This window comes from Streptomyces sp. NPDC056987 (assembly GCF_042673865.1).
GTDB lineage: Bacteria > Actinomycetota > Actinomycetes > Streptomycetales > Streptomycetaceae > Streptomyces.
In genome coordinates, this window is the sequence record NZ_JBHURV010000017.1 from 50,890 (window position 1) to 67,191 (window position 16,302).

General features: G+C 70.1%; 5 protein-coding genes. 4 read left to right on the forward strand and 1 reads right to left on the reverse strand.

The features are described from left to right. Positions 1-85: 85 nt before the first annotated feature. Positions 86-3,382: an AAA domain-containing protein gene (locus ACFTZC_RS20650; protein WP_382891711.1), complete on the forward strand. Its 3,297-nt coding sequence runs from the start codon at positions 86-88 to the stop codon at positions 3,380-3,382. A 39-nt stretch (positions 3,383-3,421) separates the two neighbouring features. On the opposite strand, the gene ACFTZC_RS20655 is transcribed toward ACFTZC_RS20650, so the two are convergent. Further along, positions 3,422-5,995 carry a DUF262 domain-containing protein gene (locus ACFTZC_RS20655; protein WP_382891713.1) on the reverse strand — a complete coding sequence of 858 codons (2,574 nt, stop codon included), beginning with the start codon at positions 5,993-5,995 and terminating at the stop codon, positions 3,422-3,424. A gap of 225 nt (positions 5,996-6,220) precedes the next feature. Between ACFTZC_RS20655 and ACFTZC_RS20660 the strand changes: the two genes are divergently transcribed. From ACFTZC_RS20660 to ACFTZC_RS20670, 3 genes are all read left to right on the forward strand, one after another. After that, positions 6,221-7,483 (forward strand): serine/threonine-protein kinase, encoded by a 1,263-nt coding sequence (locus ACFTZC_RS20660; protein WP_382891715.1) that lies wholly within the window; start codon positions 6,221-6,223, stop codon positions 7,481-7,483. Positions 7,484-7,718: 235 nt separating this feature from the next. After that, positions 7,719-10,748, forward strand: a complete 3,030-nt coding sequence (locus ACFTZC_RS20665; RefSeq protein ID WP_382891717.1) for an SNF2-related protein — start codon at positions 7,719-7,721, stop codon at positions 10,746-10,748. 1 nt (position 10,749) lies between these two features. Continuing rightward, on the forward strand, positions 10,750-16,275 hold the full coding sequence (locus ACFTZC_RS20670) for a hypothetical protein (protein WP_382891719.1): 5,526 nt from the start codon (positions 10,750-10,752) through the stop codon (positions 16,273-16,275). The last annotated feature ends 27 nt before the right edge of the window (positions 16,276-16,302 follow it).

Consider the following 16,302-nt stretch of genomic DNA (forward strand, 5'->3'; position numbering starts at 1 on the left):
GTCACGTAATCCCGCTATATCACCTGGCGAGCGTGGGTAGATTTGCCGCTCCGGACTCGAGGGCCACAGGCGGGGGGACTGGTACGTGGGCTGGCGCGAGGAGATCGCCACGGCGCTGGGCGAGTGGATCAACGTGGAAGGCGGCGCCGGCAAGCAGCCTCGCTGGCAGCGCATCGGTCGGGCGGCTCGCACCGGGGACGCCGGCCAGTACGCCGTCGATCTCCGTGGCTCCGACATCGGGCCCGATCAGCTCGACAGTCTGCGCCTTGCCGGACCGGAGAAGGGCGGCGTCGAGACAAACGGCTTCGCCGTCTCGGAAATCGTGCAGAACGGTTCCCTGCTGATGCTACGGGTGGCCGAGTTCGCCGAGGTGGCCGATCCGCACCTCTGGATGCTGAGGCAGCCGCCCACCTTCCTCATCGAGGCCCTGCGCGACGGCGTTTCCGGACTTGGCGAGCATCCTCTGGCGGCAGCGCTGGCGGCCGGCCGCATCGGCGGGGCCCCGGCCCACGAGGCGGACCCGCCCGGGTTCCACGCCGCCCAAGGCGACGCGTACCGGGCCTGCCTCGGTGAGGGAATATTCCTGGTGTGGGGACCTCCGGGGACAGGGAAGACGACCGTCCTGAAGCGTGCCATCGGGGATCTCATGGCAAGGGGCGATCGGGTACTGCTGGTTTCGGCCACGAACATCGCCGTGGACAACGCTCTGCTCGGGGTGGTGCGGGCCAAGCGGCACAGCCCCGGCGACGTCGTCCGGGTGGGCCCACCGCATCTGCGGGAAGTGGCCGAGGACCCTTCGGTGTCGCTGCCGCTGATGGTCAAGGCGCGTCTGGCGGATACGGCCGACCGGCGCAGCGCCCTCGAAGCCGAGCTCGTCGCGATCAAACGCCGAGCCGAAGAGCTCGCCACCCTGGACAACGGGCTGGCCGGATTCGACTCCTCTGCCTACTTCGCGGCGCTGAAGCTGATCCGCACGCCTGGTGAGGATCCCGCATCGGCACGGTCGAGGGCGGAAGCCGCCGGTCGACGGCTGGCCGACGCCGAGACGGCGTTCCGGGACACATTGTCCGCGGCCGAGACCGCTGCAGCCCGTGACAAGGCGGCGGAGTCGTCGCGGGCGCAGTGGCGCCAAGTCGACGGACTGTCCGAAGAAGTTGTTCGCACCCGCGAGGCGGCGGAGTTCCGTGAGTCAGCCGCGCTGCTGGCACAAGGCACCTGCGATGCTCTGGGCCAAGAGCTGAAGGGAATGGAGCGCAAGGGCGCAGTGAAGAAGTGGCGTCTGCGCGAAAATGTCAGCGAGCTTCAGCGGCAACTGACCGACGCCGAGGAGGCTGCCGCAACCGCCAAGCAGTCGGCGACCGCGGCCCGCGCTACGGCCTCCACTCACATCGCGACCCTCGAAGCTCAGATCACAGCACTGGTCGACACCATCCCGCTCACTCGGGAACAGATTGCCGCCCTGGCGGCCGACGTCAAAGCCCGGCTGGCGGCAGAACAGCGAGCCGGACGCCACTACGACGGGTGCAAAGAGGACAAGGTACGGCTGGAGAAGGCCGCGGAGAGGGCACAGCGGGCCGGCGACCTGACGAGGCAGGCCGAGCAGCGGGACTGGCCGGCCCGGTTCGACCTGGCCCGCCGACTGCGCCCGGTCGTAGGTGCCGACACGACCCAGCAGGCCGTACTGGAGAAGCGGTACGGGGAAGTCCAGGAGGAGTACGAGCGCCTCGCCCGCGATGCCCAGAGCGAAATTGTCAAAGGCGCCAAGCTGGTGGCGACGACCCTGGCCCGGTTCCGTACGAACCGGGCGGTCTTCGAGGGCCCGTACGACACCGTCCTCGTGGACGAGGCAGGTGCGGCCACTCTGCCCGAAGTTCTGCTCGCCACGGGCAAGGCGGGGCGGGCCGCGGTCCTCCTCGGGGACTTCATGCAGCTGGGCGCGGTCATCCCGTCCGAGATCAAAGACCACGATCGCGCGGACATCAAGCGCTGGCTGCTTCCGGACGTCTTCCAGCACTGCGGGATCGCGGGACCGTCCGATGCCCAGGCCCACCCCGCGTGCGTCACCCTCACCCAACAGCACCGCTTCGGCCCCACCGTGATGCGGTTGGCCAACGGCCTCGCGTACGGCGGAGTGCTCGGTGGAGGCGGCCGGACGCGGGCGGCACGCCCGGCGGACGACCCGGAGATCGTACTGATCGACACGGATGGGCTGCACGAGCTGGCAAGGGCGCACCTGACGGGAAGCCGCAGCGGCTGGTGGCCGGCGGGCTCACTGATCGCGCGGGCGCTCGTGGAGCTGCATCGCGAGCAGGGCGAGGAGACGGGCATCGTCACGCCCTACCGCGTTCAGTCCGACGCCACTCTGGAGGCGCTGCGGGACATCGAGGGCCCGGGAGGGGACGCACTGGCCGAGGTGGGCACCGCCCACAAGTTCCAGGGCCGGGAGTTCGACATCGTCGTCTTCGACACTGTGGAGGGCGGGGTCGGCAGCCGCGAGTTGTGGATGGCCCGCGCTCACCTCCGACCGGCGGCCAACAGCTGGCCCAGGGACGGCGTCCGCCTTTTTAATGTGGCCGTCACCCGTGTCAAGACCCGCTTGTACGTCATCGCCAGCGGTGAACGGGTCAAGAACGCGGATCCGGGATCGCCCCTGGCACAGCTTGCGGCGCTCATCGACGTCCGGCGTGGGGTGCGGGTCGTCCAGGCCAAGACCCTGATCACGCCGCCGACCGCGCCGCCCACGTTCCGTGGCGAGTTCGGCACCGCGCTCGCCGAGGTACTGAGCCGGCACGTCGAGGTGACTGAGATCGACGACGAACGCGACTTCTACCGCACGTTCACCGAGGAGATCCGCCACGCACGACACTCCCTGTGGCTCTGGGCACCCTGGGTGGCGAAGCGGGTCAGCTCCCTGCTGCCCGAGTTGCGCACTGCGGCCGACCGCGGAGTGCGGATCAATGTCTTCATCCGCGACGACACCGATCAGCTCCAGAAGAAGCCGGCCAACCAGAAACTCATCACCGACCTGAGAACCGTCGCGCATGTTGTCGTACCGATGAACGTCATGCACCAGAAGATCGCGGTCGTCGACGAGCGGACGGTGATGCTCGGTAGCCTCAACGCCCTCTCGCAGAACTGGACCCGTGAGGTCATGCTGACGATGCGGGGCGCCCACTTCGCCCGGAAACTGCTGGAACACGAGCACGCGGCGGTCTTCGCGGCTCCGCCCCGCTGTGGGCGCTGCAACGGGACAGAGATCGAGATCCGCCGTAGGAAGGACGGTAGCTGGGTCTGGCGCTGCTACGCCCCCGCTTGCAAGACCACGCCGAGGGGCGGGACGAACGCCTGGACCCAGAACATTCGCTTGCAGCGCGGGCGCTGAGAGGCTTTCTCCAGCGCCTGGCTTCATTCCGCCTTTGCCTCAGGCCGTATCCCGAGTGACCCAGCGGTGGCGGAACCAAGCGAGTGTCCCGGTGAGCAGTTCGAGGTTGTGGCCGTCCTCCAGGAGGGAGAGACGGAAGTTGGGACGCAGTTCCAGCTTTCCCTCGGGGATGTCGATGCCCTTCAGCTCGTTCAGGCGCCGCAGGAGTTCGGCCCGAAGCCCGCGGTCGGTGAAGGGCTCGCGTGCGGCGAGGTGCTGGAACACCACCTCGGCCGTGCCGCCGCGTCCGCCGCCCGGGTAGAGCGTCAGCGGCCAGATGCCGCGGCCCGGTGCTCCAGCCTCTCCGAGCATGAGGTAGGCGCTGGAGGTGACCTGCCCGGCCCCGTGGCCGACCCATCCGCCGAACTCCTCCCAACGGGTGAGAAGGTCACGGACCGCTTCGACGGTCGCGGGGGAGTCGTCCGCGGCGAGTTGACGGAAGAACCGGTCCGCGCGCGTCTCGCCGCCTTGGACTTGTGCGTTGTGCTGTGCGGTGTCCTCGCCGTCAGCCTGGGTGTTGTCCGTACCGTGGACGAGGAGAGCGAGATCGTCGGCGGTGACGCGCTGCGCGGGATCGGCGGCGCCGTTGACCGTGAAGCGGATGCCGTCCGCAGTCAACCGGGCGCGGACGTCGCCTCCGTCACCCGGAGACGTCCAGCGGAACCCTTCGGAGACTTTGCCCTCCGTGGTGAGTACGCGGTGGGCGTTGGCCACGCCCTGAGTGTCGGCCAGATGGTTGCCCACTGCCTGGGCACCGGAACCGAGGAACGCGGCGAGTTCGCCGTAGGACGTCCACGTGCCGTGAGGGAGTGCTGCGAGTACCTGATGGGCCAACTGCCAGTCCCGGCTGCGCTCTGCTCGGCCGATTCCGCGCAGAGGAGCCGGCCACAGGGCGATCGCGCGCTCGGCGAGATCGTCGGCGCGGGCCAGGATCTCCTGGGCGCCCCACTGCTCGGTGGCGGCGATACGGCGGTTCATCTCCAGGTGGCTCCCCTTCAGCAAATCCTGCTTGCGCTCGAAGGGGTGGTTGGACAGTTCCGAGTTGACCGCGGTGAGCGTCAGGTTTCCAAGCGTGTGCCGCAGCCGCGCGTGGAGTTCCTCGGCGGTCTCCGTGGACGCCGCGTCCGCTTGCAGCACCCGCAACCATTCGTCGCCCGCGGACTGGGGCAGGACATGCTCGATCGTGAGCTGCGCCGTGGCGAAGTCCACCGGCTCGGGGTGCCCGTAGCTTTCCTCCAGCCGCTGGAGCACCAGCCTGCGCTGGTGCCACCGGCCGTACTGGTAGAAGGGCGCCGTCCGGATCTTCCCGCGCAGCTCGTCGTCGTCCGGCCAGAACCGGTTCTCGGCGGAGAGCAGCCGGTGCAGCCCGTCGGCCACAGGCAGATCCAGCGGTAGCTGCCCGGGCACGGCCTGAAAGACCCGGTTGAGGTTGTTCGTCGGCACCCGGCAGATCATCCGGCGCACCAAGAAGCTCTCGATGTACGACATCGCTCGTGCCGTTTCCGAGGAGTCGATTTCCCCACGCTCCCGCCGGTCCAGCAGAAGCATCAGAGCAGGGTAGGTGACCTGGGCCTGCCAGGAGTCCAAACGGCGCAGACAGGCGCGGACTGCGGCGTCCGGCTCTTCCTCCGCGTGGAGCAGCCGCCGGAACAGCGCGCCGCGGTGGTGCAGGTCCCGGACATACGACTCGATCTCGGCCTCGGTGGTCTCGCGGCGCTCGAAGTGCTGCTGTTGAGAAGCGTAGAGGTCCTGGCGACGCACCCGGTCGTCTCCGCCCAGCACCAGCTGGAGCCACATGAGCTGTTCGAGTTCGTCGTTGCTCAGGCTGTTCTGCAGCGGCAGCCAGTAGGTCTCGTAGACGTGCTCACCACGGGTGGGCAGCCTCATGAACAGATAGTTGCGCAGCAGGTCGGCCTGGCTGAGCCCCAGGCCGGTGTTGTTGAGGGACTCGAAGATGCGGTGGACGTTGTCGCCGCGCTCGGCGGTCACCGCCACCAGCGTGAGCCGGGACGTGATGGCCTGCTCGATGCGGAACACGTCCTGTGGGGTGGCCGGATCCTCCGCCTCGACGAGTTTGCGGCGGAAGAAGCCGTAGGCCGCGCCGACGTTTCCACCGACGGCCGATGTGTCGAGCGGGCCACGGACGTGCGCGGCGAACTGCGGCCGGTCGGCCTGCGTCGGCAGCAGCCGGAAATGGTCGGTGCCGCTCTTGCGCTTGTTGATCAGGTATTCCTCGGCGATGCGCTCGGCCTCGTCGGGCCGGGTGTCCGCGACGTGGTCGCGGATCGCGGCCAGGGCGAGTGACAGCGTCGTCAGCCGCTGCTGACCGTCGACGACCAGCCATCGGGGGAACGTCGCCTCGTTCTGTGGCGACGGCGCGAGGACGACCGAGCCCAGGAAGTGCGTGCTCGCTCTGTCCTCGGACTCCAGCAGCTCGGCCTGCTCCAGGATGTCGGCCCAGAGCTGTGCCAGCTGCCGCTCGGTCCAGGAATACGTCCGCTGATAGAGCGGCACCTGGAACTGCTGGGCCCTGCCCTGCACCAGATCGGCGAACAGGGTCTCCTTCGCCTGCATGATGTCCCCCCGGTGAACGGTGCGTTGTGCCGTGCGGGAACGACCTTATGGCCTCTGCCGGAGGACAGGCGGGCCAAGGCGGAAACATGACCCGGCTCCGCCGGGGGCTCACATAAACTGCCGGTGCGCGGCCCGGCCCGGGACCTCCTTCGAAGGTGTGTGGAGACTCGTCAGGCCGGTGCGGCGGGGCGGCCGGTGGACATCAGGGAAGGCGCGACGCGAACCGTGGAGCCATTGAGGGACGACGATCCGCGGACCATCGGCGGGTACACGCTCGTGTGCCGGCTCGGAGCCGGAGGCATGGGGCAGGTCTACCTCGGTGAGTCACCGGCCGGTCACACGGTGGCCGTCAAGGTGATCAAGCCGTCGGTGCTCGACGAGGACAGCAGGGCTCGGTTCCTGCTCGAAGTGGACAGCCTCCGAACGGTGTACGGGCCGTTCATCGCGTCCTTCGTCGCCGCCGACGCCCACGCGGAACGCCCCTGGCTGGCTGTGGAATTCGTGCACGGCCCCGACCTCCAGGCCCATGTCGCCGACCACGGCCCCCTGCCGCTCGTGGAGACGGCCAGTCTCGGCGCACTGCTCGCGGAGGGGCTCGGGACCGTGCACGAGGCGGGGCTGCTGCACCGTGATCTCAAGCCGCAGAACATCCTGCTCGCCCCGTCCGGCCCGAAAGTGATCGACTTCGGACTCGCGGTGCTGGCGGAGCGGCGCTCGACACTGACCGCGACCGGTGTGGTGGTGGGCTCCGTGCTGTGCATGCCACCGGAGCAGACCCAGGGCGGACGGCACCTCGACCGGGCCGCGGACGTCTACGCCCTGGGCGCGGTTCTGCTGTACGCGGCCACCGGCCACTACCCGTACACCGGTACGAGCTGGCAGGCGATCGCGCGCCGGATCGAGGATCCGGCCGTTCCTCCGGACCTGGACAGCCTGCCGGCCGAGCTGGAACCGCTGATCTCCGCGATGCTGGCCCTTGATCCCGCCGTCCGGCCGACGTTGCCCCAGGTCACCGATGTGCTCGTACGCGTCATCGAGGGGCAGGGGCTGACCGCCGCACGGGCCCGGCGCCGGCTGGCGGCGCTGACCCCCGGGTCGGCCCTGCCCGAGCTGCCGCTGCCGCCCGAGCCTCCGGAGGCGCACGAGCCCCCGCCCGGATACACCCCGACCGTGGTGGACGTCGCCGTGCGCGCGGACGACGAGGTTCCGCCACCGCGGCAGGACGCTCCATGGGACGCGGAAGTGGACGAGGCCGGAGACGAGGCCGTAGAGAGGGAAGCCGAGCCGGAGGCGGCCCGGGACGAGGCCGGGGAGAGGCCTTCGGACGGCGATACCTCCCCGGGGGAGGACGGAGGGGTGCGGGCCGCGCCGGCCGGTTCCAGGAGTCCGGAGGGGAGCCGTCCCCCTCGGCCGGGTGTCCGGCTCTCGGCGCCGTTGCGGATCGCCGAGGAGCTGCGGGCGGCCTACGCGAGCGATGCCCGCTTCTGAGGAGCGGCCCTGTCCCCGTGCGTGACCCGCTACCCGTGCGCCGACCGTACCCGCGAGGCGCCCGTACCCGCGAGGCGCCCGCACCCGCCGGTGACCCGCACCCGACTCTCCGCGACGTCCGCCGGTCACCGGGATTCCCCGGTGACCGGCGGTCACCTCGTGAAAGACTCGGGGCGTACGGAGCAGACCACGTATTCCCGGCATGGACAACGCATGGACAACGGAGTGACCACGGGTGGCAGAGCAGGTGCGGAATCGATATCCAGCCGGGGCCCAGATCCTTGTCCGGGACGAGGAGTGGCTGGTCAGGAACGCGCGCTGGACCGAGCGTGAGGGCGACCGCATCGAGGCCATCGGTGTGTCGGAGTTCGTCCGTGACGAGGAGGCCGTGTTCTTCACCGGCATCGACACGGTCGAACTCCTGGAGCCGGAGAAGACGCGTCTGGTCGCCGACACCTCGTCCTATTTCCGGCGCGGGCGGCTCTTCCTCGAAGCGGTCCTGCGTAAGACGCCGCTGCCGCAGACCGAGCGCGGGCTCGCCCTCGCCGACCGCTTCCTCCTCGACCCGCTGCCCTACCAGCAGCGTCCTGCGGAGCTCGCCCTGTCGATGCGCAACCTCCGCCCCCGCATCCTGATCGCCGATGTCGTCGGCCTCGGCAAGACCCTCGAAATCGGTCTCACCCTCGCCGAGCTGATCCGCCGGGGCCGCGGCGAGCGCATTCTCGTCGTGACCCCGCAGAGTGTCCTGGAGCAGTTCCAGCACGAGTTGTGGACGAGGTTCTCGATTCCGCTGGTGCGGCTCGACTCACTGGGGATCCAGCGCATTCAGCGCGAGATCCCCGCGGGCCGCAATCCGTTCACCCACTACAAGCGCGTGATCATCTCCGTCGACACACTCAAGAACATCGGCCAGTACCGGCACCACCTGGAACGTATCCAATGGGACGCGGTCGTCATCGACGAGTCGCACAACCTGATCAACCAGGGCAGCCAGCGCCGCGCCCTCGCCGAGACGCTCACCCCGCGCACCGACGCCCTGCTCCTGGCCAGTGCCACCCCGCACAACGGTGACAAGCGCTCCTTCGCCGACCTGGTGTCCCTGCTGGACCCGGCCGCGATCGTGGACCGCGACCGCTACGACCCGGCCGAGGACCTCGGACACCTCTTCATCCGACGCACCAAGATCAGCCCCGAGGTCCGCAACGGTATCGGGACGGAGTGGGCCGACCGCGGCCCCACCCGCTCGCTGCGCTGCCCCGCCAACGAGGCGGAGGAACGGATCTTCGCGGAGCTCGCCGAGCACTGGCTGCCCACGCCCACCGCCAGTACCGAGTTCGGCACGGCGGACCACGAGCCGGTCTCGGTCAGCACCGACCCGCTCTTCGCCTACAACGTCCTCAAGACATTCCTCTCCTCCCACCAGGCACTCGGCGAACTGGTCGACCGGCGCGTCGCCTCCCTGGCCAAGCGGGTGCGGGACGCGCGGAGCGCCGGACGGGCGCACGACCCGGCGATCGACGGCGAGCAGACGGCCCTGGCCCGGCTGCGTGACCTCGTCGACTCGATGGGCGACGGGAGCGCGCCGGGCGACTCCACAAAACTGGACGCCCTCGTCGAGCAGTTGGAGCAGATCGGCGTCGGACCGCGCAGCGACACGCGGGCGGTGATCTTCTCCGAGCGGGTGGAGACCCTCAAGTGGCTGGCCGAGCGGGTGCCCGCCCGCCTCGGCTTCACCCCGGACAGGAACGGCGGCCACCAGGCCGTGCGGATCATGCACAGCGGGGTCGTCGAGGAGCAGCAGCGGGTGATCCGCGAGGAGTTCAGTCTCGCCGGCGCCCCGGTGCGGCTGCTGTTCGCCGGCGATGTCGCCTCCGAGGGCGTCAACCTGCACCGCCAGTGCCACCATCTGATCCACTACGACATTCCCTGGTCGCTGATCCGCATCGAGCAGCGCAACGGACGCATCGACCGGTACGGGCAGCGCCACGAGCCGGAGTTCCGGGCGCTGATCCTCACCTCCGCACAGCCGGGCGCCAAGGACGACCGGACCGTCGCCGAGAAGCTCCTCGTCCGCGAGGAGGAGGCCCACAAGCTGAGCGGCACGGCGGAGGCGGAGACCGGGTACTACCGCGCTGACGAGGAGGAGCGCCGGCTGATCAGGGAACTGATGGAGGGCGGCACGGTCGAGGAGTTCCTCGCCTCCGCGCCCGCCGCCGACGACGCCGACCTGGCGGGACTGTTCGGCCAGGTCGACACCATCACCGAGGAGGAGCTGCCGGACCGGGCCGAGGTCCCCTCGCTGTTCGACGGCGACACGGCGGCCTTCGTCGACACGGCGCTGGCGGAGCTGTACGAGGACCACGCGGAGGAGGCCATCGGCCTGTCCCGGGGCGAGGACGCCCATCAGCGCCCGTACTTCTCGCTCTCCCCGGACCTCGCCCCCGACCTGCTGCGCCGCCTCAAGGCCCTGCCGCCCTCCTATCTGAAGGAACAGGGCGTGGCCGAACGGATGATCCTCTCCTTCGACCGGGGCCTCGCCCAGGACAAGCTGACCGAGGCCCGGGAGGCGACCGACACCATCTGGCCCACGGTCTCCTACCTGAGCGACATCCACCCCGTCGTGGAGTGGCTCACCGACAAGGTGCTGGTGCAGTTCGGGCGCCAGGAGGCGCCGGTGATCACCTCCCCGTACGTGACGCACCCGACCTTCCTGATCCAGGGCATCTGCTCCAACGCGCTCGGCCGCCCCACGGTCGTACGGTGGATGGCCGTCAGCGCCGACCCCGACGCCCCGGTGGGGGAGATGACCGACGCCCTGCGCGCCGCGCAGGTCCGTCCCGACCTCGGCCGTACCGGCGACCCGCGCGACCTCGGGCATCTCCAGTCGCTGGTGCCCGCCGCCGTGGCGCGGGCCCGGGAGCACCTGGAGAAGTCCCGGGACGACTGGGCACGCCAGATCGGTGTGCCGCTCGCCGAGTACCGCGAGCGGCTGGCCGAGTGGCGCCAGGAATCCCTGGACTCGCTCTCCGGCGAGAGCGTCCGGCGCAGGCGGCAGGTCGAGAAGACCGCGGGCGACCAGGCTGATCTCCTCGACCAGCTGAACACCGTCGGGCTTCCCCTGCTGCGGGTCCTCGCCGTCCTGGACCGGCCCGCTCAGGACCACGCCCCGGACGGGGCCCCGCACGACACGCGGCACGGGACCCCGGACGGTGCCCCCGGGCACCTGACCGCATCCGACGACGCCTTCGACCCGGCGGAGAACTGACGTGACGTACGACTCGCTGATCAACCACGGCGACTACCTCTCGGCGCACTATCTCGCCGAAGTCCTCCCCAAGGATCTCAAGGCCAAGGACGGCCTGCTGGCCCGGTGGGCCGAGACCGAGGAGCGGGAACGGCGCGCCCACGCCGCCGCCCTCGCCCGGGCCGCCACGGAAGGGCGCGACCCCGCGACCGTGGCACCGCGTCCCCGCACGCCCCGCGAAGGGCTGCGGGCCCTGCACGGCCCCTACTTCGCCTCCCGGGCCGACTTCGCCCGGGACGCGGAAGCCCTCGCCGTACCGGACGCGCCGGTCCCCGCCGACTGGGCCAAGCGTCTTACCGGGCTGCACCTGGACACCCTGCGGGCACTCGGCTTCGGCGACGCCCACGAGCAGACCGTCACGGTGCACCGCTCGGGCCGTGACCACCCCGTCCAGGTCCTGCACACCGAGCCCGGTCTGACCGCCGTCTCGTGCGGCTGGACCGACGAGCCGGACGCGGCGCTCGACCCGGACGGCGCGGGCCGTCTGCTGCACCCGGTGGAGCTGGAGGCGTCGGCCCGCCTCACCGACGCGAAGGCCCTGGCGGACTTCCTCTTCGAGTGTGACGAGCCGCCCCGCTACGTCCTGATGGCGGCCGGCGGTGTCGTCGTCCTCGCCGACCGTCTCGCCTGGCACGAGGGCCGCTACCTCGCCGTCGGCCTGGACGCCGCGCTCAACCGGCGCGACGTCCGTAACGGCGGCGAACTCGACACTGTCGCCGCGCTGTTCGGCGCGGACTCGCTGCGCGTCCCGGAGGAGGGCGGCGCCGCGCCGCTGGCCGGTTTCGTCGACAAGTCCGGCAAACACGCGGTCGGCGTCTCCACGGAGCTGCGGGAGGGACTGCGGCTCTCCGTCGAGTGGATCGCCAACGAGGTCCTGGACCGGCTCCGCGACCAGGGCGTCCCCCCGGAACAGATCGACGAACCGGCCCGCCTCGCCAAGGAACTCGGCCGCGAGTCGCTGCGCTACCTCTACCGCGTCCTGTTCCTGCTGTACGCCGAGGCCCAGCCGGCGCTCGGGATCCTGCCGGCCGACGATCCCGAGTACGTCCGCGGCTACGGCCTCCAGCGCCTCGGTGACCTCGTCGTCCGCGACCTGGTCGGCGAACGGTCCCGGAGCGGTTTCCATCTGTACGAGTCGCTGGACCTGCTCTTCCAGCAGGTCCAGAAGGGGCACCGGGAGTTCGGCAGCGAGCCCGAGGACCTGGAGGCCCAGGCCGCCGACCGGGCGGCCGGCGCGGCCGAACGCGAGGCCGCCGCACTCCTCGCGGCCGGGACCATCACCCGGGACGAGTACACCGAGCGGGTCCGCGAGGCCGACCGCGCCCGCAAGGCAGCCGCCCGCAGCGCCGATGTCGGCCTGCGCTTCGAGCCGCTGCGCTCGGACCTGTTCAGGAAGGACGCGGTCCGCCTCATCTCGGCCGACCGGCTGGAGAACCCGGTGTACGAGGAGGGCTCGGGGCTGCCCGAGTTCCTGGACACCCGGCTGCGCAACGAGACCCTGCACAAGGTGCTGCGCCGGCTGATGCTCACCCAGGGCAAGGGGCGCGAACGGGGGGGCTTCATCTCGTACGCGCAGCTCGGCATCAACCAGCTGGGCGCGGTCTACGAGGGGCTGATGTCCTACACCGGTTTCATCGCCGGCGAGGACCTGTACGAGGTGGCCAAGGGCGGCGACGCGTCCGGCGGCAGCTGGATGATCCCCGCCGGGCGGGTCCAGGACTACCCGGACGACGTGTTCGTCGAGCGCCCCCACGAGGAGACCGGCCGCCCGCTGCGCGTCGTCCACCCCCGGGGCTCGTTCGTGTACCGCCTGGCGGGCCGCGACCGGCAGACGTCCGCCTCCTACTACACGCCGAAGTCCCTGACCGAGGTCACCGTCGAACTCGCCCTCAAGCACCGCCTCGACCAGGACGGCACCACGACCTCGGCCGAGGAACTCCTCGGCTGGAAGATCTGCGAGCCGGCCCTCGGCTCGGGCGCATTCCTCAACGAGGCCATCGACCAGGTGGCCGCCGAGTATCTGCGCCGCCGGGAGAGGGAGTTGGGCCGTCGGATCGACCCGGAGGCGCGGCCGGTCGAATTCCAGAAGGCCAAGGCGTACGTCGCCCTGCACAACGCGTACGGCGTCGACCTGAACGCCACGGCGGTGGAGCTGGCCGAGGTCTCCCTCTGGCTCAACTCCATGCACCCGGGCATGCGGGCCCCTTGGTTCGGCCTGCACCTCCGGCGCGGCAACTCCCTGATCGGCGCGGGCCGCAAGGTGTACGGGGCGGACGCGCTGCCCCACGGCCAGTGGCTGTCGAAGAAGCTACCCCTGGCGCCCACCGAACTCCCCTTCCGCGACGGCGACCTGCCCGAGGGCGCGGTGCACCACTTCCTCCTCCCGGCGCTCGGCTGGGGCGCGGTGGCGGGGGAGCCCGAGGCGAAGAAACTGGCGGAGGAGCAGGCGAAGGCGCTCGGCCAGTGGCGCAAGGGGGTGCAGAAGGCCCCCAAGTGCAAGCCGTTCGAGGAGAAGGACGGCGAACCCGAGGACAAGCGGCGGGCCCGCTACGACAAGTGGGCCAAGGCGGCGGCCGGCACCGAGCTGGGCCGGGTGGCGGCGGTGGCCCGGCGGGCGGAGTTCCTGTGGAGCCTGGTCGCCAAGCGCCTGGAGCTCTCCGAGCGGAAGGTGTCGCGCCGGATCGACGTCTGGGGCGCGGACTGGCTGACGGAGGCGACGGAGGCGGCGGACAAGCAGCGGATCCTGGACGACCTGACGGCGGCCGGCACGCCGTACTGGCGGCTGAAGACGGTCATGGACGCGTGGTGCGCGCTGTGGTTCTGGCCGCTGGACCGGGTGGGCCTGCTGGACGGCACGGACGCGGTGTACGCGACCGGCGCCGAGGTGGCCGGGGCCGTCTCTGTTCCGGCCGCACGGGAGGCGGAGTCGCGTGTACTGACCGTGCCGAGCGGTCCGGCGCCGGGTGATGTGGCCTGGCGGGCGGCCGGGCTGTTCGACGACCCGGACGGTGAGCAGGGGGAGTTGGAGGCCCAGGAGGAGAGCGGCAAGGGCCTGGAGATCAAGGGTCTGAAGATCAAGGGTCGCCGGGCGACCGGCCGACGGGCCGAGATCAACGAAGACGATCGGCGCTCGGTCATCCCGCTGAAGACATTCGCCGACTGGCTGGAGTTCCTGGAGCTGACCCTCGGCACGAAGGACGCGGACGCCGGTTCGTTCCTGGACGGCCTGGACGGCCTCCCGGTGGACGAGGCGCTGCCGGCTCTGGAGGCGTACGAGCGCAGCCTGGACGGTGTCCTCGGCATGAACTCACCCTTCAAGCTGGCGGAGCGCTTCCCGTGGCTGGACGTGGTCGAGGACCTCGCGGGCACGACGGAACGCGACATAAAGACGGAGGACGGGCACGGGTTCTTCCACTGGGAGCTGCACTTCGCGCACGTGTTCCTGGGCGAGCGGGGCGGGTTCGACTTGCAGGTAGGGAACCCGCCGTGGGTGCGGCCCCGGTGGGAGGAGAACCCGCTGCTCGCCGAGCACGAGCCGTGGTTCATGCTCACGGAGAAGCCGACGAAGGCGGAACGGACGCGTCGGCTGGACGCGCTGATGACGGCGGAGCCGGTGCGGAGGTCCTTGCTGAACGAGCTGGCGGCACACAGCGGAACGGGAGCGATGCTGGGCTCCGGGCTGCTGTACCCGCTGCTGCGGGGGACGCAGCCGGACCTGTACCGGGCGTTCATGTGCCGGACGTGGGAGCACACAGCGGCGGAGGGGGCGGTGGGGCTCGTCCACCCGGACTCCCACTTCAGCGGCGACAAGGAAGCGCGCCTGCGGGAGGCCGCGTACACCCGGCTCCGGGTGCACGGCGACTTCGTGAACGCCGGAAACCGCTTCTTTCCGCCGCCCGTGGGCCGGTCCAGTCACTTCGGCGTGCATATCTACGGGCAGGAAGGCGAGATCGGGTTCGACCACCTGTCGTGGCTGTTCTCGGTGGACGCGCTGCGCCTGTCGGCTCAGGACGACGGCACGGCGCCCGATCCCGGGGTCCGTTACGGGGACAGCTGGGACGAGCGCCCGCACAAGAAACGGATTGTGCGGGTGGACGAGGAGACGTTGGAGCGCTGGCAGCGTCTGACGGGCGACGAGGGACAGCCCGTACGGCAGGGGCGTTTGCTCTCCCCGGTGAGTACGGCCGAGGCGCAGGCGATCGAGGCGCTGGCCGACTACTCGCTGCGGCTTGCGGACTACGACCCACAGATCGCACGCGGGTACGACGAGAGCGGTGCCAAGGCGGCAGACCTCATCGACTACAACGTGCCCGACGCGACGGGTGCCGTGCGCCGGCCGGCCAACTGGTCCGAGGTGATCCTGAAAGGGCCGCAACTCGGTCTGGCGAACCCGATGTTCAAGCAGCCCAGTCAGGGCGCCGGTGAGGTGCTGGGGCTCAACCCGTTGACGCTGGCGGACGACGCGGTGCCGGAGTCCGAGTACGTGTATGTGGCGGAGCCCGCTGTCTATCGCGCCGCTCAGGATGTGTGGAGCGAACGCCGGACGCTGGATGAGTTGCGGGCTTCGGAGTACGAGGTGACGCGGGCGCGGGTTGCTGTGGCCGAGGCTCGGGAGATCGCGCCGGAGGAGGTCACGGCGGAGGAGGTGGACAGGCAACTAGTTGGACGCCTGCGGCGGCCGTACACCGATTTCTACCGGGTCGCGTGGCGAAGGCAGATTGCTCCTGATACAGAGCGGGCCCTTTATCCGGCGTTGGTGCCACCGGGCACGGCACACGTTGACCAGATTCAGACGATGGTTGCCAATGCCCCCCGAAGCACCTGCCTGGTAGCCGGATTCTGGTCAGCACTGCCTGTGGACTATTTTTTGCGTACGACGGGGCGTGGAGACCTCAGGGTGGCGGGTGCAAGAGTCATGCCCGCGCCAGCCGCCAACCACCCTCTGGCGTCGGCCCTGCTGCTCCGTACACTGCGACTCAACTGCCTGACCAGCGCCTACGCTGACCTGTGGCAGGACCTCTACGATCCCACGTGGCCTGGCTACGAGCCCTGGGCGCACAGTTGGTCCGGTCTTCAGCCCTTGCACAGCGTCACGTCCGACTGGAATTACGACACCCCATTGCGTACCGAGCGAGCTCGTCGTGCCGCGCTTGTGGAGATCGACGCGCTGGTAGCGGTCTGGGTGGGAGTCAGCGCTGATGCCTTGGCAGCCATGTACAAGTCTCGCTTCCCGATCATGCAGGACTTCGACGCGGTCACCTGGTTCGACGACAACGAGCGCAAGATCGCAGGAAACCGCTACACCTACGGCTTTGGCCAGACCAAGCAGGACTACGAGCAGTTCCTTGCCTACAAAAAGGGCGAGCGTCCCGAACCCCCCGAGGGCTACACCGCCCCCTTCTACAAGGCCAATCGTGAGGAGGAGATGCGGGCTGCACACGCCGTCTTCTCGGAGCGGCTGCGGAAGGCACGGGAGGGGCAGGTGTAATGAGAGCGCCCCGTGCGGGACATGCTT